Raw genomic sequence first — 19167 nt, forward strand, 5'->3', positions numbered from 1 at the left:
CGGTCGATCGACAGCAACGGGGACGCCATGACGATTTTCCACCCGACGGATTTCTCCGCATCCAGCCATGTCGCCTTCAGACATGCTCTCAGACTCGCTTTCGGGCTCGGGACCGGGCTCACCATCATGCATGTCGGCGACGGGCGGACGAGCCGCGAGGACTGGTCGCGCTTTCCGCATATCCGGGAAACGCTCGCCAGATGGAAACTGGTTGATCCCGACATCACCCAAGCTGAACTCGAACCGAAAACGGGCTTGCGTATCTCGAAAATCGAAGCCACTGGCCGCAATCCGGTCGAGGTGATGTCGCACTATCTCGATGAGAGTGACGTTTCGATGGTCGTAATGGCCACCCACGGTCGCAGCGGCATGGCGGCGATGCAGAATCCTTCGGTCGCGCAGGCGCTGGCGCGACGCATCCACCGGCCGTTTCTTTTTGTGCGCGAAGGAGTGCCGGGGTTCGTTATGGCGGACGGGTCGCTGCGGTTCGACCATGTGCTGCTGCCGGTCGACAGCGAGCCTGATCCGCAACTGGCCGTCGATCAGGTGACGTGGCTGGAGCGCGAACTGGCGGCTTCTGTGGGCGTTGTTCAGGCTCTGCATGTCGGCGACGGGCCGCTCGGCTTTCCGCTCGCGCCGCCCGACCTGGCCAATGGCGCGTTACAATCGCTGTCGCGTTCGGGCCGTCCGGAAGAGGTCATTCCCGACATCGCCGACGAAAACGCGGCGGATCTGATCGTCATGGTCTATTCAGGCCCGGCGTCGCTTTCAGAGCGTTGGCTGGGTTCAACCACCGAACAGGTGGTTCGCGCTGCGACCTGTCCGGTTCTCGCGTTGCCGGCGCCGCGGTATGAATAGGGCGTGACGTTCCTCACAGAGTGATTATCCTAATGTGCTAACCTTTTGCCATACTGGAGGACAGTGCGCTTAGGCCGTATTCTTCTTTCAACGACAGGGGCAGGCAATGGACGACTACTACGATCTGGGCGGACATCATTTCCCGGTTACGACTGCTTCCGAAGAGGCGCAGTTGTGGTTTGACCGGGGACTTATCTGGACCTACGGCTACAACCACGAGGAAGCCGTCGCCTGTTTTACAAAGGCGATCGAGGCTGATCCCGCCTGCGCCATGGCGCATTGGGGCGTCGGCTATGCGGCGGGGCCGAATTACAACATGCCCTGGGAGCTGTTCGACGACGCAGGACGGGCGGCGGCGCTTGCGACCGGATATCAGTCCGCGCAGGCCGCGCTCGCTATGGTCGATACGGTCAGCGACTGGGAAGCCGCAATGATCCGGGCCTTGCCGGCCCGCTATCCGCAGGTCGAACCCTTGGACGACATGAAGGCCTGGAACGACGATTTCGCCGACGCCATGCGCAGCGCCTTCGAGGCGCATCGCGACAAACTGGAGGTCCGCGCGGTCTTTGCGGAAGCGCTTTTGAACCGCACGCCGTGGAAAATGTGGGATCTGAAGCTTGGCAAACCGGCCGAAGGCGCTTCAACGGAGGAGGCGCGGGCGGTTCTCGAGGAGGCGATGGACATGGATCCGGCGGCCATGACCCATCCCGGAATCCTTCATCTCTACGTCCACCTCATGGAGATGTCTCCATTCCCGGAAAAGGCCCTGAAAGCCGGCGACGCGCTGCGCACCCTTGTCCCGGATGGCGGCCATCTGATCCACATGCCGACACATATCGATGTGCTGTGCGGTCATTATCACGACGTCGTCCACTGGAACGAGGCGGCGGTCAGGGCCGATCTCAAATACTGGCGCGACAAGGGGCCCTTCAACATCTATTCCGGCTATCGGCTGCACAATTATCACTTCGTCATCTATGGCGCCTTGTTCCTGGGTCAATTTGAGCCGGCGATGCGCGCCATCAAGGAGGCGGCGGAGACTGTGCCGGAGGAGATGTTGCGCATGGAAAGTCCGCCGATGGCGGACTTTTTCGAGGCCTATCTCGGCTTCGAGCCGCATGTGCTCGTCCGCTTCGGCAAGTGGCGGGAAGCGATGGCGCTGGAATTGCCGCAAGATCCCGAACTTTACTGCACGCTCGCCGCCAATGTGCATTATGCGCGCGGCGTCGCCAACGCGGCGCTTGGACATATCGAAGAGGCGGAAGCCGAAGAACAGGCGTTTCTGGCGGCAAAGGCCAGGGTTCCCGAGACGCGGTTGCTGCACAACAACCGCATCGTCGATCTTCTGGAGATCGCAACGGAAATGCTGCGCGGCGAGATCCTGTACCGCAAGGGCGATTATGACGAAGCCTTCGCGGCGCTGCGCCGGTCGGTCGCGATCGACGACAATCTGCCCTACGACGAGCCCTGGGGCTGGATGCAGCCGACGCGGCACGCGCTCGGCGCATTGCTGCTCGAACAGGGTCGCGTCGACGAGGCCGAAGCCGTCTTCCGGGAGGATCTCGGGTTAGGCGGTCAGTTGAGCCGAGCAACGGTGCATCCCGACAACGTCTGGAGCCTCAAGGGCTTGCATGACTGCCTGAAGGCGCGCGGCGAGACCGTGGAGATCGTGCAGGTGCGACAGCGGCTCGATCTTGCGGATGCGCGGGCGGACAAACGGGTCGCCGCGTCCTGCTTCTGCGCGCAGGCGGCGCTGCAGGCTGCCGAATAGCGAGAGAGGTTGAATTGAAGTTTCGCGCGAATTTTGCAGCAATCTAGCAAAGGAACTTCAATTCCGTACAACACGTTCGCTTCAGGCGTTAATCAACACATCTGTTGCGCAGTGATTGTCTGAGACGCCTTCGATCAGGAATATGTGCCCCTTGCTGTTATCCGTCCGCAAGGCGACGATGTCCTGGTAGGCGTCAGACCAATACCATTCACGGGCGGCCTCGATATCCGGAAATTCGATGACGATCAGGTGGCCCCGCCAGTCGCCTTCCAGCTTCTCCGGTTGTCCGCCGTGAATGCGAAACTTGCCGCCGAAAGGCGCGAGTGTCGCGTCGATGCCCTCGAGGTAACCGACGATCGCGGGTCCTGTATCGACTTCCGTGAGATGGCCTACAGCATACGCCGTCATGAGGGTCTCCTCTGTTTCGGTCGTGTGTAGGCGGTCACCGTCGCGGGATCGATTACCTGTGACGTAATCGCGCGTGGAAATCAGGCGGCGCCTTTCGCCCGCATCAGCATGCCGAACAGATCGCGCGGGTCGTCGGGATCGGCGAGCATGTCGAGCTCATCGAAATAGGGTGCGGCGGAAAGTTTGTCGGCGACATAGCGCAGAGCGGAGAAATCCTCGATCGCGAAGCCGACGCTGTCGAACAGGGTCGTCTGCGTGGGGCCTGTGCGTCCGGGTGTGCGACCCGTTATCACCTGCCAGAGCTCCTTGACCGGATGGTCGGGATCGAGTTGCTGGATTTCGCCCTCGATGCGGGTTTGCGGGGGAAATTCCACGAAGATATCGCTGCGCAGCAGAATGTCTCGATGCAATTCCGTCTTGCCCGGGCAGTCGCCGCCGACGGCGTTGATATGAACGCCGGATCCGACCATGTTGTCGGTGAGGATCGTCGCATTTTGCTTGTCCGCGGTCGCCGTCGTCAGGATCTGCGCGCCTTCCACCGCTTCCTGCGCCGAGCGGCAGGCGGTGATCTTGAAGCCGTGGCCTTCCAGATTGGCGACGCATTTGGCCGTTGCGGATGCGTCGACATCGAAGAGGCGAAGCCGATCGACTCCGAGGAGCGCCTTGAAGGCGATCGCCTGGAATTCGGACTGCGCGCCGTTGCCGATAATCGCCATCGTATCGGCATTCTCCGGGGCCAGATATTTCGCCGCTATCGCTGAAGTCGCGGCCGTGCGGAGCGCCGTCAGGATTGTCATTTCGGTCAGGAGCGCCGGATAGCCGGTATGGACGTTGGACAGGACGCCAAAGGCCGTGACGGTCTGAAGGCCCTCCTTCGTGTTTTTCGGATGACCGTTGACGTATTTGAAGCCGTACGTTTCGCCGTCGCTGGTCGGCATCAGTTCGATGACGCCCTCGCGCGAATGGGAGGCGATGCGCGGCGTCTTGTCGAAGCGCTCCCAGCGCCGAAAATCGTCTTCGATATAGGCGGCGAGCTCTGCGAGGAACGTTTCGACGCCGACATGGAGGACCAGCCTCATCATGTTGTCGACACTGACGAAAGGCACGATGTTGACGCCGGCGGGCGGCTTGGGAGGCATCATTGTATTCATGGCCAAATGCTCCGTGTCGGACGATCCATCACGCGCTTGCCGAAAAGGCTCGCCACCAGATCGGCCATCAGGATCGCGGTGCGGCCGCGCTCGTCGAGAAACGGGTTGAGTTCGGCGACGTCGAGCGACGTCACGAGGCCGCTGTCATGCAGCATCTCCATGACGAGATGCGCTTCGCGAACGGTCGCGCCGCCCGGAACCGTCGTGCCGACGGCGGGTGCGATCAGCGGATCGAGAAAATCGACGTCCAGGCTGACATGCAGTCGGCCTTTCGCCTGCTCAACGCGGGCAAGGAAATTGCGCAACGGCGCGCCGACGCCTTCTTCGTCGAGCTGGCGCATGTCGCAGATCTCGATCGAGGCGTTGGCCAGTTTGGCGCGCTCCGCCGGATCGACCGACCGGATGCCGATCATGCAGACATTTCCGGTTTTGACCGCCGCTTCGAGATCGGGAAAGAAACCCGCAAAGCCCGGCTGGCCCGTGAAATAGGCGACCGGCGTTCCGTGCAGATTTCCGCTTTCGGTGCTCTCGAGACTATGGAGATCGGTGTGGGCGTCGAGCCAGAGGACGAACTGTTCGCGGCTTTCCTCGGCGCTGTGGCGCGCCGCGCCGGCCACGGTGCCCGCCGACATCAGATGATCGCCGCCGAGAAACACCGGTGTGGCGCCGTCCCGCCGGGCCTCGTAGCTCGTCCGGGCAAGCGCGGAGACCCAGCCTGCGCATGTTTCCAGATCATGGATCGCCTCATTCGCAGACGCGCGCGTCGACACGGCGTCGGGCGTCAGATTGCCGAGATCGGCGACATCGTGACCGAGGCGGCGTAGGGCCGCTTCAAGCCCGGCCGTGCGCAAGGCGTCCGGCCCCATGAGGCATCCGCGCTGCGCGCTGCCGTGATCCACCGGCGCACCGATAAGCCTGATTGCACCCATTTACCGCTCCTGAATTGGCATAGTGAATAATTCTACTCAGCATGCGGCATATTCAAGACATAATAGTGACCAGAATTGACTTGATATTATCTAAATTGACTATAGATAATGATCATTATGGATGAAATTGACGCAAAACTGATCGCGATACTGAGAAATGACGGCCGGGCGTCGGTCTCCGATATGGCGGCGCAGGCAGGCGTAACGCGCGCGACAGTGCGCAGCCGGCTGGACAGGCTGATGGCGAGCGGGGAAATTCTCGGCTTTACGGCAGTGCTCAAAGGCGACATTCGCGAGCAACCGGTACGCGGCGTCGTGCTGATCGCGATCGAGGGAAAAGGGGCGGATCGCATCGTGGCGCAACTGCAGGGCATTCCGGAGGCGCAGAGCATCCACACGACCAACGGCCGCTGGGACCTTGTGGTGGAACTGGGCACCGAAACACTTGCCGATCTGGACGCGGTGTTGCGCCGCATCCGGTTGATCGACGGCGTTGCGGCGAGTGAAACCAATCTCTACCTGTCGACCCGCCGCAACCGGCGGGCAGGGCGGACTGTCGCGACAGCATGATATCCGGTTCAGCGCAATCCGGTCGACGACCAATTGCGGGCCCTGGCCCACTTCCTGTAAATGCGCCGCAGTCCGCGCGATCGACGCCGATGAACTCCCGGGCTTCCTCCTCGCTAATCCCGACGCCCGTTGAGAAGATCGTTCAGGGAATTGTTGATTGCCGGACTGGCAGGTCCGTCATCGTCACTGTCGTCGATTTCCGGTCAGGCGGAGAGAAGCGCATGCATTTCGTGTTCCCAAACGCCGAGGCGAGTGTGAAAATCAGCGTCGAAATAGCGGAACGTGGCGGCCATGGCGCGTCGCACGACTTTGCGTTCCGGCGCCGTCAGGGATTTGAGAGACATCGACAATGACCTGCAAGAGAAAGGTGCTTCTGGCTGTCACAGTAATTTGGCTTGCTGGCAGCGATCTCGGGCGCAATCTTCATGTCGTTCCGAGCGGTCGGGCGCAGGATATTTCGCGCCGGCGATCGGGTCTCGAAGACAAATAATACCAATCGTTAATATTAGTTCTCATATATATAAGTTTGACACGCAGGATTGGTTGCGCGGTAGTATATTTGCCGGCTGTCTTTATCATTCCGTCAAGAAAATAGTGATAGCGGCAGTCAGATCGCCAGATGTTCCTGTAGCGCCGAGAATTCGTTGATGTCTCATTCCGCCAGTTCGATGTATGACCTTGCGCCACGCCGCAAGTACGTCATCTACCTGGCTGCGCTGGCCGGTATGTTCATGGCGACGCTCGACATCCAGATCATTGCGACGGCGCTGCCGACCATGGTCGCCGATCTCGGGCGGCTCGATCTTTTCGGCTGGGTGGGCGCCGCATATCTGCTGGCGACAGCGGCTGTCACGCCCTTCTATGGCAAGCTCGGCGACATTCTCGGCAGGAAACCTGTCTTTATTTTCGCAATCGTGCTGTTTACCGTCGGATCGCTCGCTTGTGCGCTTGCCTGGTCAATGGAATCACTGATCGCCGCTCGCGTGCTGCAGGGTTTGGGCGGCGGCGGGCTTGTCACTTCAGCCTTCTCGACGATCGCTGACCTTTTCGAACCGCGGGAAAGAGCCCGCTATCAGGGGTACAGCACAGCCACTTTCACGCTTTCCAGCGTAATCGGACCGGTTGCGGGCGGCGTGCTCTCGCAGTCGATCGGCTGGGAGTTCGTTTTCCTGATCAATATTCCCGTGGGTGCGGTCGTCATCGCGGCGCTGTTTTTCGCCATGCCGCCGGTGACGAAGAGAAGCAGGCCGAAGATAGATTACCCGGGTGGGCTGCTTCTTGCAGCCTCTGTGACGCTTGGCGTCCTTTGGTCGCAGAAGCTGCTTGCGCCGGGCGCGCCGGACGCCATGTCCTACATACTGCCTGTACTGACCGTTCTGTCCCTGATCGGCTTCGTGATGGTTGAGCGCGTCGCCAGCGAACCGGTTCTGCCCTTGCGGATACTGACCAACCGGACCGTCGCCCTGTCGCTCGCCATATCCTTTCTCGCCTCGATGTCGACGCTCGGGATGCTGAACTACTTTGCCCTCTTCCTGCAAACGGTCACGGGACTGAACCCGGCGATGGTCGGGTTGATGTTTCTGCCGGCGTCCATGTTCACCCTCGTGGCGTCCATCGGGTCTGGTATCCTCATTGCCCGCACCGGACGCTACAAACCCTATCCGATCGCATCTATGGTGCTTGGACTTGTCGCCCTTGTCATCTTCACCACAGTTGACAACGAGACGCCTGTCTGGGGCGTCGCAGCTCTGATGATGATGTTTTCATTCGGCATCGGCCTGCATATGCAGACCCTGATGGTGGCGGTACAAAACGCCGTGCCGCATCGTGATGTCGGCGTCACAACGGGATCCCTGAGCCTGGTGCGGCTGTCCGGCGGCGCCTTCGGGCTCGCAATCAACGGTGGTTTGCTGACGGCGGGCCTCGTCCGCGGGCAAGGGTTGGTGTCGGAGGAAATGGCCGGCCGGCTCGGCCTGCCTCTGAGCGAACTCACGCCGGAAATGATTTCCGCTTTGCCGGATGACGCGGCCGCTGAAGCAGTGACACGATTCTCCTACGCCTTTCACAACGTTTATTATTTCGGAGTGGCCCTGTTCGTCGTCGCGCTGTTTCTCGCCATCATGCTCAAGGATGTCCGGCTTCCCAAGCATGAACCGAAAGAGACGGATGCGCCGAAGGTAGCCGGCAGAGCGGTGGCGGTCGCCGTCGAATAGTCAAACGACGCCCGAGACCCGTTTCAGAATAGCAATCGCGTCAGGTTCAACGTCATCGCCCGTCCAGCAGACATACTGGTCCGGCCGCACCAGAATAAGCCTTGCGGCGTAGGCTTCGGCCAGTTTCCGAACATCCTCAGTGACGATCGTCAGCGGTATGCCTGCTTCTTTCGCCGCCTTTCGAAACAACTCCGCCTGCGCCGCGGCATCGATCGCCAGCAGCGAGTAACCGGGTCCGAGTCGTTCAAAGACGTTGTCTCCGGTCGAAAGATGTTGCGGCGTCAAGTGAAATCCGGGGCGTGCCGCATAGACATGTTCGCCTTTCGCTCCGGATTCTGCGCATTTCGGGCCGAAAACGACAGGTGATCCGGCGTAATTGGGCACATAGGCGCTCACCTCGGCCGTGCTGGCCGCGCGCGCGGCCCATTGCGCTTCAAACAGGGGTTTGTCTACTTCAGGATTGTAGCGTTCGAGAAAGGCGCGGTCTTCGTGGATGAAATTCTCGATGAAATCATCCGCCGTGGATGCGAAGACCGGCCGGCGCTCGTCATTGTAGCTGTCGAGCAGGGCAGGGCCGCCCCATCCGCTCAGCGTTGCGGCGAGCTTCCAACCGAGATTGCAGGCGTCCTCGAAACCGGTGTTGATCCCGTAGCCGCCATAGGGCGGGTGACTGTGGGCGGCGTCTCCGGCCACGAAGATGCGTCCGGAACGGTAGTTGTCTGTGGTTGCGAAACGCAGGTCCCATAAACCGATATGCTCAAAGGCGACGTCGAATTCCGCGCCGACTGCGTCGTAAAGAAGTTGTGTGAAATCGAAATTGTCTTCCGTCGTTCCCGGCGGCACAGGGGCGTGGAAGAACCAGGTCGTGCCGAGATCGACCCGCCCGAAGAACCGCCAGTAACCCTCCAGATCTGGATGGAGCACGCAATAGAATTGCTTGTCGGGAAACCGATCCAGAAGCGTGTGGAGGCCGGTCGAACGAAAGACAAGCAGCACCATGACGCGATCGTGGTCCTTGCGGGTTTGTGTTATGCCGGCCTGATCGCGAACGATCGACCGGGCGCCGTCGCTGCCGACGAGGTAGCGGCCTTCGAAGCGTCTGGTTGCGCCGGTCTCGTCACGAGCCTCCGCCCAGACGCCATCGGCGCCCTGTCCGATCTGCTCGGCGCGCCAGCCACAGGAAATGGCGACTTGCGGCAGTTCCGACGCGCGTTCGCGCAGCACGCCTTCAGTCTCGTTTTGCGGCAGTCGCTCGTTTTCCCTGTAATAGAAGGGGCGCACGACTTCGCGCTTGAGCCAGTCGTAGTGATAGCCGCTCAACAGCGTTCCATAGGCGGTGAGGCCGCCAATGCCGTAATTGTGCGGAATGCGCCTTGCGTTGCGGAGCTGCTTTTCTGCACCCCAGAAGTGGAACAGCTCCAAGGTGCGCTGATTGAGGTTCTGGCCTTTCGGAATGGGTTGCGGCGTGTGATAGCGCTCGATGACTGCGGAGCATACGCCGCGCTGACCGAGTTCGATCGCAAGCGCCATGCCCACCGGGCCGCCGCCGACGATAATGACGTCGCGTTTCACTGTCTCTTCAGACATGGGGCCGACCTGTCTTGAGCGTCAAAGGGACAGCCCCAACAGTTTGACGGCGTTGTCCTGAAAGATCTTCGAGCGGGTCTCTTCGGATATGTCGAGTTCGCTGATGATCCGGATCGTTTCCCGGATGTACATGGGGCCGGCTTCCGGGTCGAACGGCGCGTCGGAGGCGAAAAGGACATGATCCTCGCCGAAGAACTCCATGGCGTGCTCGATCGCCTTGCGCGATCCGAAGGACGCCGTATCAGCATAGAAATCCTTGAAATATTCGAGATGCGGTCGCTTCAGCACCTGGCGAACAGCGGCGAGGTCGCGATCGGTCGTGCGGGCGCCCATCTGGTCCCAGCCAGGGCCGACCCGACCCTCGAAAAACGGAACCATACCGCCGGCGTGGTGAGTGATGACCTTGAGGCCCGGATAACGGTCGAACAGGCCTGAAAACACCATGCGCGCCATGGCGGCGGATGTCTCGTAGGGCCAACCGAAGGTCCACCAGATTTCATATTCCGAGCGGTCTTCGGAGAGGTAATCAGGGAAATTCTCGCCGCGCGCCGGGTGCATCCAGACGGGTTTTCCGGACGACGCCATGTATTCAAAGAAAGGTTCGAATTCCGGCCGGTCGAGCGGTTTGCCGGACACGTTGGTGAAGATCTGCATACCGCAGGCGCCGAGGTCTTCGACGGCGCGTTTGGCCTCGGCGACGGCGCCATCCGGATTACCCAAGGGGGCGGTGCCGATGAAACCCGGAAACCGGTCCGGATATTTTTCACAAAGTTCGGCCATCGAGTCGGAACCGATCTTCGACAATTCCAGCGCCTTTTCGGGGCTGGCCAGCTTTTCCAGTGGCGGGGAGGCGAGCGACAGCACCTGCTGGTAATCCTCGCCGAACATGTCCATCACCTCGAAGCGTCTGTCGAGATCCGTCATCATCGGCACCGCGCCGCTGCGGTTGGTGATATCCGTCATTTCCCCGATGTGGTCGATCAGGGCCTTGAAGAAGGGCGCGGGCCAGATGTGGTTGAAAATGTCGATCTTCTTCATGGTTGTTTCCCGTCCCGTATCGTGTGGTATTCATCGTCGTCCAGGGCGTTGCGCCGGTCGGACAGTTCGTTGCTGAGTTGCGCGCCCGCGCGCGCGATGTCCCGGCTGATCGCAATCTCGCGATCCGGCGTCAGCTCGGGGCTCGCGATCGTCAGGCAAATGCTTGCGATCGGACTCTTGCCGGCGTCGAAGATCGGCGCGGCGAAACCGGTCACGCCAGGCGTGACTTCGCCCCGCGCGGTCGCGAAGCCGGCCTTGCGCACACGTCTGTAGCTGTCAAGGATCTCCTCGACGGTGTCGCCAAGGCCGACAGCTCGCAGTTCGTCCAGATTAGCCTCGACCATCGGAAGCAATTGCCGTCGGGGCAGAAAGGCCATGATCGACCGCGAAATCGCTCCGCGTGCGAGCGGCATCGGCCGGCCTCTCGGATAGCTGCTGAGAGGATCGGGCGTGGAACATTCGGAGGCGACGCACAGGATCTTCTTGCCGTACCAGCGCACGAGGAGGGCGGTGCTGGGATAGCGGCCGGCGAGCTCCTCGATATAAGGCTGACCGTTCAGGGCCAGCGCGTCTGATTTGCGCAGGAGATAGTCCATCTCCACGATCTTTGGACCCAGTGAGAACCCGGCGTTCGGCGTCGAAGTCAGCAGACCGGCGTCTTTCAGCGTCTTGAGATAGCGGTAGAGGGTGGGGCGGCTGTAGCCGAGTTCGGCCATCATTTCTTCCGGCGTCCACTCCAGGCGATCCTCCGAAAAGACCTGCAGGACCGAAAGGACGCGCTCGAGGCTGTTGCTTGCGGCCATCGCTCAGCCCTCCGCCCGGCGCAGGCGCAGGCGCTTGCGCGCGAATTCCGATCCCATCAGCACTGCTCCGCCGAGCACACCGGCTATGTCGCTGTAGACCGCGCCGGGAAACGCCTGCGCCGGGATCAGCGCCATCAGGCCAAAGAGCACGAACAGACATCGCGTCGCCGGATTCATGCGGCTGGTGAAATAGCCGGCAAGCCCTGCCGAGATCAGCCACACGCCAGCAACGGCGGTGACGATCGCCAGCACGATGTCCACCGGCGCGCCGATCAGCAGCAGCGTCGGCGAAAACACGAACAACACCGGGATGACGTAGGCCGACCAGCCGAACTTCACGGCGGCGAAGCCGGTTTGCATGGACGGCGATTTTGCGATGCTCGCCGCGGCGAAGGCCGCAAGCGCGATAGGCGGGGTGATCATGGACATCATGCCGTAATAGAGCACGTACAGATGGGCGGCAATCGGCTCGATCCCCACCTGGACCAGCGCCGGCGCGACAAGCGCCGCCAGCAGCACATAGACGCCGAGCGTCGGCAACCCCATGCCGAGAATGATGCAGACTATGGCCGACAGTCCGAGCAGCACGATGACGTTGCCGCCGCCGATCTGGACAAGCACATAGGTGAGGTTGAAGCTGAGGCCGGTGACGTTCAGCACGCCGATGACGAGGCCGGAGGCCGCCGAAATGAGAATGATTTCGACGACCGAATGACCGGTTCTGGAAAGACTCGCCGCGATATCGAATATTTTCGGCCGGCTGCCGCCGTATCCGAACAGCAGCGAGGTGACGACCAGTGACACGCAGCCCAGAAGCGCCGCGCGCTCGGGCTGCCAGCGCATCCAGAAAAGCGCATAAATGAGCACTGCGAAAGCGATCGCGAAATGCAGTCCGCCAAGCACTGCAGAGGGGACAGGCAGTTCGGATTTCGGGACGGGAGATATGTCGAGCCGTGCGGCTTCAAGGTCGGCCTGAATGAAGAGAGCGATATAGTAGAGGATCGCAGGCACCAGGGCGGCGAGAACGATGGTCGAATATGGAACGGCCAGGAATTCAGCCATCAGGAATGCCGAGGCGCCCATCACTGGCGGCATCAGCTGGCCGCCGGTCGAGGCCACGGCTTCAATCGCCGCCGCCTTGTGGGCCGGGTAGCCGTCGCGCTTGATCATCGGGATGGTGACGACGCCCGTGCCAACGACGTTGGCGACCGCCGAGCCGGAAATGGAGCCGAAAAGCCCGGAGGCAAGCACCGCGATCTTCATCGAGCCGCCGCGGAACCGTCCCATGGCGAGCATCGCGGCGTCAGTGAAGAAGCGCGATCCACCGGTGATCGACAGCAGCGCGCCGAATAGAATGAATGTGATGACGATCGTCGCCGCCACCGAAAGCGGCAGGCCGAGAATGCCGTTGGAATCGAATGCCATGTAGCCGGACAGCATCTGCCAGTTCTGGGGCCTGCCGGACAGGCGTCCTGGTATGAAATGGCCGAGAAGCGCATAGGCGAGAAAGCAGATGATAATAATAACGAGCGCCCAGCCGGTGGCGCGTCTGAGGGCTTCAAGAACCAGCAGAATGGCGATGAGGCCCGGTATCCAGACTTCGGGCGGCCGGGAAAATATTTTCAGGACCAGGTCCGGATAGCGGATGGCGATGAAGGTGACGACGGCGAAGCTGAGAACGGCAAGGGCCACGTCGAACCAAGGTACCCGCTCGCGATTGGCGCCCATGCGCGCCGGTAATGTGAGAAAGGCGATCGGCAGCACGCAGGCGAGGATGATCGCAAAGAACTGCTGGGGATAGAAGCCGAGATTGAAATAGCGCGGAACCGAGAGAGCCCAGCAAACCGCTGCAAGCGTCAAAAGCAATGCAAACGCGTCGGCGACCGGCCGGGCCAGTGCGAAGGGGAGGCCATGGGCGGCCTCCCTTTGCGGTGTCTCGCTCATCGGGCAATCCGGCTCAGTTCAGGCCGTTTTCCTCGAAAAACTTCAAGGCGCCTGGATGAAACTCGGCGACGCCCGGATCGCCCTTTACTTCGGCAGGATCGAAGAGATTGAAGGGCTTGAACGTATTGGCCATGGATTCCTTGCCTTCATAGATCGCCTTGGTCATGGCGTAGACGACATCGTCCGGCGCATTTGCATGGGTGAAGATCACTTGCGGAAAAGCGAAATAGGAAGCGTCTTCCAGCACGCCCGGCGTCGTTCCGGCCTTGATGGTTGTGAAAAAGGCGGTCGGCCAGTGTTCGCGCGCCTTTGCCAGCGCCTCGTCGGTCGGATTGTCGATCGGCAGGGCTCGCAAGCCGCCAACGGCGGCGTCCGCCTCGCGGACCTTTCCTGCGCCGTGGGCGAAGATGAAGCCGTCGGATTCATCGGCCATGAAAGCGTCCGCGCCGGCGACCACGCTCGGAACGTTGACTGGCGTCATGTCGCCGCGCGTGAGGCCGGCCGTGGAATAAATGGCGTCGAGCTGCGGCAGGATGGTGTTCTGGGCGGTGTACCCGTCAACCATCCGCTTTCCCTTGAGGTCGGCCACCGACATGATATCGCTGTCGGCCCGCACGAAGATGGCTTCACGCAGCGGCATCAGCATCGCGACGACGCGCAGGTTCGGATTGGGATTGCCGTCGAACCAGGCCTTCCCCTCAAGCGCGTAATTGACCTCCTGCAGATTTGCGACGCCGAACTCGATGCCGCCGGAGTTGATGAAGGGTATGAACTGGTTCGGACTTGTCGCCGGCTGAATGGTGGCGTTGAGACCGGAATCGTTGGCGGCGTTGGCGACGGCCGTCCCGATATTGTGGAACAGCGAGCCCGGATTGGATGTGGCGATGCCGACGTTCTGGGCCTGTGCCTGTCCGGCCAGACTCAGTCCGAATGCCATCAATGCAGTTGCAAACAGGTGACGCATGGTTTTCCTCCCTCGGTGTGACGGCATGGCTTTCAGAGCCAAAACCGATCAAAAATCCCTTATAATGAGATTTTGGACTAGAATGAACGGGAACGGGATGATTTACAAGTCCCAATTGTCGCAATGGAGGATTCGAGCGAAATGGCTGAGGACATGACCGCCATCACGGGCGCAGAGGCGCTGCTGCGCGCGCTCAAGAGACAGGGGATCGACTATTTTCTCGCCAATGCGGGAACGGACTTTCCACCGATTATCGAAGCATTGTCGCGGCTTGGGCCGGAGCAGGCGCCGCAGCCGGTGACGGTTCCGCACGAGACGGCGGCCGTCGCCATGGCGCACGGCTATTATCTCGTCTCCGGAAAGCCGCTCGCCGTGATGGTGCACGTCAATGTCGGGCTCGCCAACGCGGCGATGGGCGTGATCAACGCGGCGAGCGACAATATTCCGCTTCTCGTTCTGTCTGGTCGCACGCCGATATCCGAATATGGCCGGCCTGGCTCCAGGGTCACGCCGATTCAATACGGGCAGGAGATGTACGACCAGTCGTCGCTCGTTGCCGACTCGGTCAAGTTCCACTACGAAATGCGTTACCCGGAACAGGCCGCGCAACTTGTCGGCCGCGCGCTTTCGATCGCGATGAGCGAGCCGCGCGGACCGGTTTATCTTAGCCTGCCGCGCGAACCCCTCATGGAAACGCTGCCGCACACCGATCCGAGATACGAGGAGGCTGCTCCGCCCGCGGCGGTCGCCTTTCCCGATCCTTCCGCCATCGAGCAAGCGGCGCAGTGGATCGCCGCGGCGGACAACCCGGTGATCCTGTGTCAGCGCGGCGATGTCGAGGGGCGCCTTGGCGCGGTGTTGCCGGACTTTTGCCGCCGACGCGCGATCACGGTCGTCGAGCCGTTCACCATACGCAACGTCATGGCTTCTTCGGATCCGATGTTCGCCGGGCATGACCCGGCCAGGGCGCTGAAAGACGCCGATCTGGTTCTGGTGCTCGACAGCGGCGTGCCCTGGATCCGGGCGCTCCAGGACGTCGCGCCCTCGGCGCGGGTCATCCATATTGGAACCGATCCTGATTTTCACCGCATGCCGGTTCGCGGCTACCGGTCGGACCTGTCGATCACCGCCGATCCGGCGGCGGCGGTCACGCTTCTCGGCGCCGCGCCGTTTGGCAGTACGCAACGGATCGAGGAAAGACGCCGGGCGATCGCACACGCCACATCTGAACGCCGCGCCGCAATGCGCGCGCTTGCGGATGCAGGGTCCGGGACGCCGATGACCGATGAGTGGATGAGCCATTGCATCTCGGATGCGCTCGAAGAGGACGCCGTTGTCTTCTCCGAACTCGGCGTCTTTGCCGGGGTCATGGACCTGAAAGGGCCGAACCGCTTGTTCACCAATCCGCATTCAGGCGGTCTCGGCTGGGCGATGCCCGCCGCAATCGGGGCCCGGCTGGCATGTCCGGAGCGGTTGTGCGTCGCCGTTATCGGCGACGGATCCTATATCTTCGCCAATCCGGTCGCCTGCCACCAGGTGTCGGAGGCGCTGGGTCTTCCGTTCCTTACGATCATCAAGAACAACGGCATGTGGAATGCGGTTCGCCGCTCGGTGAAGAATGGATATCCGCAGGGCGCTGCTGTGCGTGAAAACACCATGCCGCTGACATCGCTGGAGCCCGCTCCCGACTATTGCCAGATCGCCGCTGCGTCGCGGGCCCATGTCGAACGCGTCGAAAGGGGAGAGGACCTGCCGGCTGCGCTTGCTCGCGCGCTCGCCGTAATCGGCGACGAGCGCCGTCAGGCGCTGATAGATGTGTGCGTCGCGGTGTCGGACAAGCGCTAGAGGGACTGCGCCAACGCATCGAGACGCCGTTGCAGGAAGCGCCGTTCCGGCTCCTGGCGGCAGAGCTCCAGCGCTTTCTGATAGGCCTCGAGAGCGGCCTTGTCTCGGCCGAGGCGACGATTCAGATCGGCGCGCGCGGCATAGGCATGGTGATAATCGGACAATTGTCCCTCGACGAGCAGAGCGTCGACCAGCGCCAGACCCTCCTCAAGATCGCCGCGCATGCCGATGGCGACGGCTCTGTTGAGCCTCACGACCGGTGAGGGGGCTACCCGAAGCAGCACGTCGTACAGGGCGATGATCTGTCGCCAGTCTGTCTCCTTCGCCGCCGGCGCCGAGGCGTGTACTGCGGAGATCGCCGCCTGCAGGGTGTAAGGGCCGATATGGCGCGTCGCGAACGCCTTTTCGACGAAATCACAACCTTCTTTTACCAGATCCTGATTCCAAAGGCTCCTGTCCTGATCGGCCAGCAGAACGATGTCGCCCTCAGGCGAGAGGCGCGCGGCGCTTCTCGATGCGTGGACCAGCATCAGGCCGAGCAGGCCGTATGTTTCTCCGTCGGGCAGTAATTCTGTCATCAGTCGACCGAGCCTTATCGCCTCCGCGGCGAGATCGGACCTGATGAGATCGGTTCCGGAGGATGCTGAATAAGCTTCGTTGAATACGAGGTAGATAACGTGCAGCACCGCATCGAGACGATCCGGCAAGTGTTCGTGCTCCGGCGCCTCGTAGGGAATCTCGTCATCGCGGATGCGCGCCTTTGCCCGGACGATTCGCTGGGCCACAGCCGGAACGCGCAGCAGGAAGGCCCGGGCGATCTCCTCCGTCGTCAGTCCGCAGACCTCGCGCAGCGTCAGCGCCACACGGGCCTCGACAGAAAGCACAGGGTGACAGCAGGTAAAGATCAGTCGGAGATGGTCGTCGGCAATCGCCTGATCCGGCAATGCCTCGGGCTCCTCGCTCAATTGGCGTATCAGCTCCGGCCGCAAATCGTCGAAACGTCGGCTGCGCCTCAACTTGTCTATCGCCTGAAAACGGCCGGTGGAAATCAGCCAGGACGCAGGGTTCTTCGGCGCCCCCTCGCGCGGCCACTGCCGGGACGCGGCGACGAAGGCGTCCTGCAACGCTTCCTCGGCAAGATCGAAATCGCCGAGGAGACGGATCAGCGTCGCCAGCACGCGGCGCGATTGGCTACGCCAGATTTCGTCGATGCCGATGTCGCGCGGGCTCAATTCCAGGGCAACTCCAGGACCGGTCGGACCTCGACGGCGCCAATCTTCGCAATCGGGATCTCCGTCGCGATCGCCATGGCTTCTTCCATGTCTTCGGCTTCGATGATGATGAAGCCCGCCAGTTGCTCCTTGGTCTCGACGAAAGGGCCGTCGGTCATAATGGGTTGCCCCTTGCGAACGCGTACGGTGCGCGCCGTGTCCGGTCCCTGGAGCGCCTTGGACATGATGTATTACTTCCGCTTCATGAGATCCTGGTCATATTCCATGCTCTGGCGGTCGATTTCCCTCCAGTCAGCCTCGCCCATGCCGTCGGCGATTTCCTGGTCGAGGATGACGACGCACATGAATTTCATTGTTCGATCCTTTCGAGTTTGTCGACGGGACGCACCTCCACGGATCCTACCGTCGCAAGGGGTATCTCTGCGGCCAGTCTGATGGCTTCGTTGAGGTCGCGCGCCTCAATTATGTAGAAGCCGCTCAAATGTTCCTTGGTTTCAATGAAGGGTCCGTCGGTTACGGCGAGCTTGCCTTCCCTTACCCGCACGGTTGCGGCTTCGGAAGGCGCCATGAGTGCGTCCGACGTCACGTAGTGGCCACTGGCGCGCAGCCTGTCGTCTTGGTCGATCATCGCATTGACGAAGCCGTCCTGCTCGGACTGTGGCGTTTCCAGGTGAAGGGCTTCGTCAAGATAGATCAGCAGCATGTATTTCAACAATCGCACTCCCTTTTTGTCGATGACACGAACTGGTCGAACGGACAACGCCGCATTCGACAGGGTCAAACTTTTTTATGCGTGATGTCGAACCTGTCGCCCGTCATTCGACCACTTCCGAACAGACACGAAAGAGGTGACCGACAATGATCGACATTCTTCTGGCCTGCCATATCGGGCAGGCGCAAAACGGCAAATACGCCAGGCGCGACCAATCCGGCAGTTCGCCGAAGCGTTCAGAAGCTTGCCCGTTGCGCCAGACTGCGAGAGGCAACAAGTTGATGAACGCCCGTTACGCAATCGATAACTTATTGGCGACGGCCGTCGTCTGGAAAGCGTGGCTTCGGTATTCTCACAGCGCGCGGTAGTCGGCGTCACGAAAGGCGTCGGCTTGCTCGCCGGTATTGGTGAGAGTAGGGCCCCGATCGGCTTCACGGGTCCCTCCGTTTCGTCCTCGACAGGACATCGCTCCACTCAGGAAGCCTCCGGAACCGGGCGGCGGCGAATGGGCAGAGGGGCAGGGTCTTTCGACCGGCGGCGCGGGCGTCCTCGACGCCTCTTTCAATGAGCTTCAAACCAATCTTTTGTCTCCGAATAGCATCCGGCGCTTCCGCGTGGTCGATAATGATCATCGTTCGCCAACCTTCGAAAAGGTCATGTAAGCTTCGGTCCCGTCGTCGGCGCGATAGATATAGCGGCCCTTTGTCTCGTTTTCCGAAATCTGGATATGCGTATGAGACATTGGGCTATATCCCGAGTTTTTCCATTGGAGGCGAGCCTGCCGCCATTTCCTTTTTCTTGCAATGGAGGAGATGAAGGGCCTGGGGCGGGGTTTTCAAACCTTACCAAATTGCAATGAATCACGGGATGAAACCGGCTCTGCGACACCCCATATCGGATCAGACGCCAGATACTGCGGCAAGTTTCGCCGGTGTGTTTCGGCAGTTTGGAAAGTCGACGCCAGCCCGCTGTCAAGAAAGTTTCATTTTCGGCATTTTTTGGTGTTGACTTGTTCGAGATGTGTTGGGTATATAGCGCCACCAACGAGGGCGGTGTCGCCGCTGGCGACGGTACGTTTTGCCTTGTTGGTTTCCGGAATGGGCTTTTGGGCTTTGTTTTGGACCTGGACGGGACTTTAGGTT

General features: G+C 61.1%; 18 protein-coding genes and 1 pseudogene. 5 read left to right on the plus strand and 14 right to left on the minus strand.

What is annotated here, in order from left to right:
• Positions 1 to 27: 27 nt before the first annotated feature.
• Complete coding sequence (locus tag AAFN47_RS25900; RefSeq protein WP_499812127.1) at positions 28 to 858, plus strand: universal stress protein; 831 nt, start codon at positions 28 to 30, stop codon at positions 856 to 858.
• A 106-nt stretch (positions 859 to 964) separates the two neighbouring features.
• The gene (locus AAFN47_RS25905; RefSeq protein ID WP_499812128.1) at positions 965 to 2629 is read left to right on the plus strand and encodes a tetratricopeptide repeat protein; all 1665 of its coding nucleotides are present in this window, start codon (positions 965 to 967) and stop codon (positions 2627 to 2629) included.
• Positions 2630 to 2710: 81 nt separating this feature from the next.
• Here AAFN47_RS25905 and AAFN47_RS25910 read toward each other — a convergent pair whose 3' ends face one another.
• From AAFN47_RS25910 to rocF, 3 genes are all read right to left on the minus strand, one after another.
• A complete protein-coding gene (locus AAFN47_RS25910) occupies positions 2711 to 3037 on the minus strand; it encodes a DUF1330 domain-containing protein (protein WP_499812129.1) in 327 nt (108 codons plus the stop codon).
• Between the two features lie 80 nt (positions 3038 to 3117).
• A complete protein-coding gene (gene ocd / locus AAFN47_RS25915) occupies positions 3118 to 4179 on the minus strand; it encodes an ornithine cyclodeaminase (protein WP_499812144.1) in 1062 nt (353 codons plus the stop codon).
• Between the two features lie 5 nt (positions 4180 to 4184).
• A complete protein-coding gene (gene rocF / locus AAFN47_RS25920; protein ID WP_499812130.1) occupies positions 4185 to 5117 on the minus strand; it encodes an arginase in 933 nt (310 codons plus the stop codon).
• A gap of 117 nt (positions 5118 to 5234) precedes the next feature.
• On the opposite strand from rocF, the gene AAFN47_RS25925 reads away from it, so the two are divergent.
• Positions 5235 to 5687 carry an Lrp/AsnC family transcriptional regulator gene (locus AAFN47_RS25925; RefSeq protein WP_499812131.1) on the plus strand — a complete coding sequence of 151 codons (453 nt, stop codon included), beginning with the start codon at positions 5235 to 5237 and terminating at the stop codon, positions 5685 to 5687.
• Positions 5688 to 5890: 203 nt separating this feature from the next.
• Here the strand turns inward: AAFN47_RS25925 and AAFN47_RS25930 are convergent, their stop codons facing one another.
• Positions 5891 to 6031, minus strand: coding sequence for a hypothetical protein (locus AAFN47_RS25930; protein ID WP_499812132.1), 141 nt, complete (start codon positions 6029 to 6031; stop codon positions 5891 to 5893).
• A 303-nt stretch (positions 6032 to 6334) separates the two neighbouring features.
• On the opposite strand from AAFN47_RS25930, the gene AAFN47_RS25935 reads away from it, so the two are divergent.
• The gene (locus tag AAFN47_RS25935; protein ID WP_499812133.1) at positions 6335 to 7900 is read left to right on the plus strand and encodes an MDR family MFS transporter; all 1566 of its coding nucleotides are present in this window, start codon (positions 6335 to 6337) and stop codon (positions 7898 to 7900) included.
• On the opposite strand, the gene AAFN47_RS25940 is transcribed toward AAFN47_RS25935, so the two are convergent.
• The 5 genes from AAFN47_RS25940 to AAFN47_RS25960 are packed head-to-tail and all read right to left on the minus strand — an operon-like array spanning position 7901 to position 14236.
• Positions 7901 to 9487: an FAD-dependent monooxygenase gene (locus tag AAFN47_RS25940; RefSeq protein ID WP_499812134.1), complete on the minus strand. Its 1587-nt coding sequence runs from the start codon at positions 9485 to 9487 to the stop codon at positions 7901 to 7903. It abuts the gene before it with no gap.
• 21 nt (positions 9488 to 9508) lie between these two features.
• Entirely contained in the window at positions 9509 to 10525 is a 1017-nt protein-coding gene (locus tag AAFN47_RS25945) for an amidohydrolase family protein (protein WP_499812135.1), read from the minus strand.
• On the minus strand, positions 10522 to 11328 hold the full coding sequence (locus tag AAFN47_RS25950; RefSeq protein WP_499812136.1) for an IclR family transcriptional regulator: 807 nt from the start codon (positions 11326 to 11328) through the stop codon (positions 10522 to 10524). Before AAFN47_RS25950 ends, AAFN47_RS25945 begins: the two co-directional genes overlap by 4 nt.
• A 3-nt stretch (positions 11329 to 11331) precedes the next feature.
• Positions 11332 to 13272 carry a TRAP transporter permease gene (locus AAFN47_RS25955; protein ID WP_499812137.1) on the minus strand — a complete coding sequence of 647 codons (1941 nt, stop codon included), beginning with the start codon at positions 13270 to 13272 and terminating at the stop codon, positions 11332 to 11334.
• A gap of 13 nt (positions 13273 to 13285) precedes the next feature.
• A complete protein-coding gene (locus AAFN47_RS25960) occupies positions 13286 to 14236 on the minus strand; it encodes a TAXI family TRAP transporter solute-binding subunit (protein ID WP_499812138.1) in 951 nt (316 codons plus the stop codon).
• Between the two features lie 141 nt (positions 14237 to 14377).
• Between AAFN47_RS25960 and AAFN47_RS25965 the strand changes: the two genes are divergently transcribed.
• Complete coding sequence (locus tag AAFN47_RS25965) at positions 14378 to 16081, plus strand: thiamine pyrophosphate-requiring protein (protein ID WP_499812139.1); 1704 nt, start codon at positions 14378 to 14380, stop codon at positions 16079 to 16081.
• Here AAFN47_RS25965 and AAFN47_RS25970 read toward each other — a convergent pair.
• The 5 genes and pseudogenes from AAFN47_RS25970 to AAFN47_RS25990 all read right to left on the minus strand — a co-directional run bounded on the left by AAFN47_RS25970 (position 16078) and on the right by AAFN47_RS25990 (position 18767).
• Positions 16078 to 17313, minus strand: a complete 1236-nt coding sequence (locus AAFN47_RS25970; protein ID WP_499812140.1) for an RNA polymerase sigma factor — start codon at positions 17311 to 17313, stop codon at positions 16078 to 16080. The two genes, AAFN47_RS25965 and AAFN47_RS25970, sit on opposite strands and share 4 nt — an antisense overlap.
• On the minus strand, positions 17310 to 17537 hold the full coding sequence (locus tag AAFN47_RS25975) for a YciI family protein (RefSeq protein WP_499812141.1): 228 nt from the start codon (positions 17535 to 17537) through the stop codon (positions 17310 to 17312). The genes AAFN47_RS25970 and AAFN47_RS25975 overlap by 4 nt, the downstream gene beginning before the upstream one ends.
• A gap of 6 nt (positions 17538 to 17543) precedes the next feature.
• On the minus strand, positions 17544 to 17666 hold the full coding sequence (locus tag AAFN47_RS25980; RefSeq protein ID WP_499812142.1) for a hypothetical protein: 123 nt from the start codon (positions 17664 to 17666) through the stop codon (positions 17544 to 17546).
• Complete coding sequence (locus AAFN47_RS25985; RefSeq protein WP_499812145.1) at positions 17663 to 18016, minus strand: YciI family protein; 354 nt, start codon at positions 18014 to 18016, stop codon at positions 17663 to 17665. The genes AAFN47_RS25980 and AAFN47_RS25985 overlap by 4 nt, the downstream gene beginning before the upstream one ends.
• Before the next feature lie 440 nt (positions 18017 to 18456).
• Positions 18457 to 18767: pseudogene (locus tag AAFN47_RS25990) on the minus strand (GNAT family N-acetyltransferase).
• Between the last annotated feature and the right edge of the window lie 400 nt (positions 18768 to 19167).

The organism is Hoeflea sp. CAU 1731, assembly GCF_039888615.1.
Lineage (GTDB): Bacteria > Pseudomonadota > Alphaproteobacteria > Rhizobiales > Rhizobiaceae > Flavimaribacter.

Bases quoted from the DNA above. Each gene is read 5' to 3' on its own strand.
- AAFN47_RS25900 (WP_499812127.1), top strand. From the start codon at position 28: ATGACGATTTTCCACCCGACGGATTTCTCCGCATCCAGCCATGTCGCC.
- AAFN47_RS25905 (WP_499812128.1), top strand. From the start codon at position 965: ATGGACGACTACTACGATCTGGGCGGACATCATTTCCCGGTTACGACT.
- AAFN47_RS25910 (WP_499812129.1), bottom strand. From the start codon at position 3,037: ATGACGGCGTATGCTGTAGGCCATCTCACGGAAGTCGATACAGGACCC.
- ocd (WP_499812144.1), bottom strand. From the start codon at position 4,179: ATGATGCCTCCCAAGCCGCCCGCCGGCGTCAACATCGTGCCTTTCGTC.
- rocF (WP_499812130.1), bottom strand. From the start codon at position 5,117: ATGGGTGCAATCAGGCTTATCGGTGCGCCGGTGGATCACGGCAGCGCG.
- AAFN47_RS25925 (WP_499812131.1), top strand. From the start codon at position 5,235: ATGGATGAAATTGACGCAAAACTGATCGCGATACTGAGAAATGACGGC.
- AAFN47_RS25930 (WP_499812132.1), bottom strand. From the start codon at position 6,031: ATGTCTCTCAAATCCCTGACGGCGCCGGAACGCAAAGTCGTGCGACGC.
- AAFN47_RS25935 (WP_499812133.1), top strand. From the start codon at position 6,335: ATGTCTCATTCCGCCAGTTCGATGTATGACCTTGCGCCACGCCGCAAG.
- AAFN47_RS25940 (WP_499812134.1), bottom strand. From the start codon at position 9,487: ATGTCTGAAGAGACAGTGAAACGCGACGTCATTATCGTCGGCGGCGGC.
- AAFN47_RS25945 (WP_499812135.1), bottom strand. From the start codon at position 10,525: ATGAAGAAGATCGACATTTTCAACCACATCTGGCCCGCGCCCTTCTTC.
- AAFN47_RS25950 (WP_499812136.1), bottom strand. From the start codon at position 11,328: ATGGCCGCAAGCAACAGCCTCGAGCGCGTCCTTTCGGTCCTGCAGGTC.
- AAFN47_RS25955 (WP_499812137.1), bottom strand. From the start codon at position 13,272: ATGAGCGAGACACCGCAAAGGGAGGCCGCCCATGGCCTCCCCTTCGCA.
- AAFN47_RS25960 (WP_499812138.1), bottom strand. From the start codon at position 14,236: ATGCGTCACCTGTTTGCAACTGCATTGATGGCATTCGGACTGAGTCTG.
- AAFN47_RS25965 (WP_499812139.1), top strand. From the start codon at position 14,378: ATGGCTGAGGACATGACCGCCATCACGGGCGCAGAGGCGCTGCTGCGC.
- AAFN47_RS25975 (WP_499812141.1), bottom strand. From the start codon at position 17,537: ATGTCCAAGGCGCTCCAGGGACCGGACACGGCGCGCACCGTACGCGTT.
- AAFN47_RS25980 (WP_499812142.1), bottom strand. From the start codon at position 17,666: ATGAAATTCATGTGCGTCGTCATCCTCGACCAGGAAATCGCCGACGGC.
- AAFN47_RS25985 (WP_499812145.1), bottom strand. From the start codon at position 18,016: ATGCTGCTGATCTATCTTGACGAAGCCCTTCACCTGGAAACGCCACAG.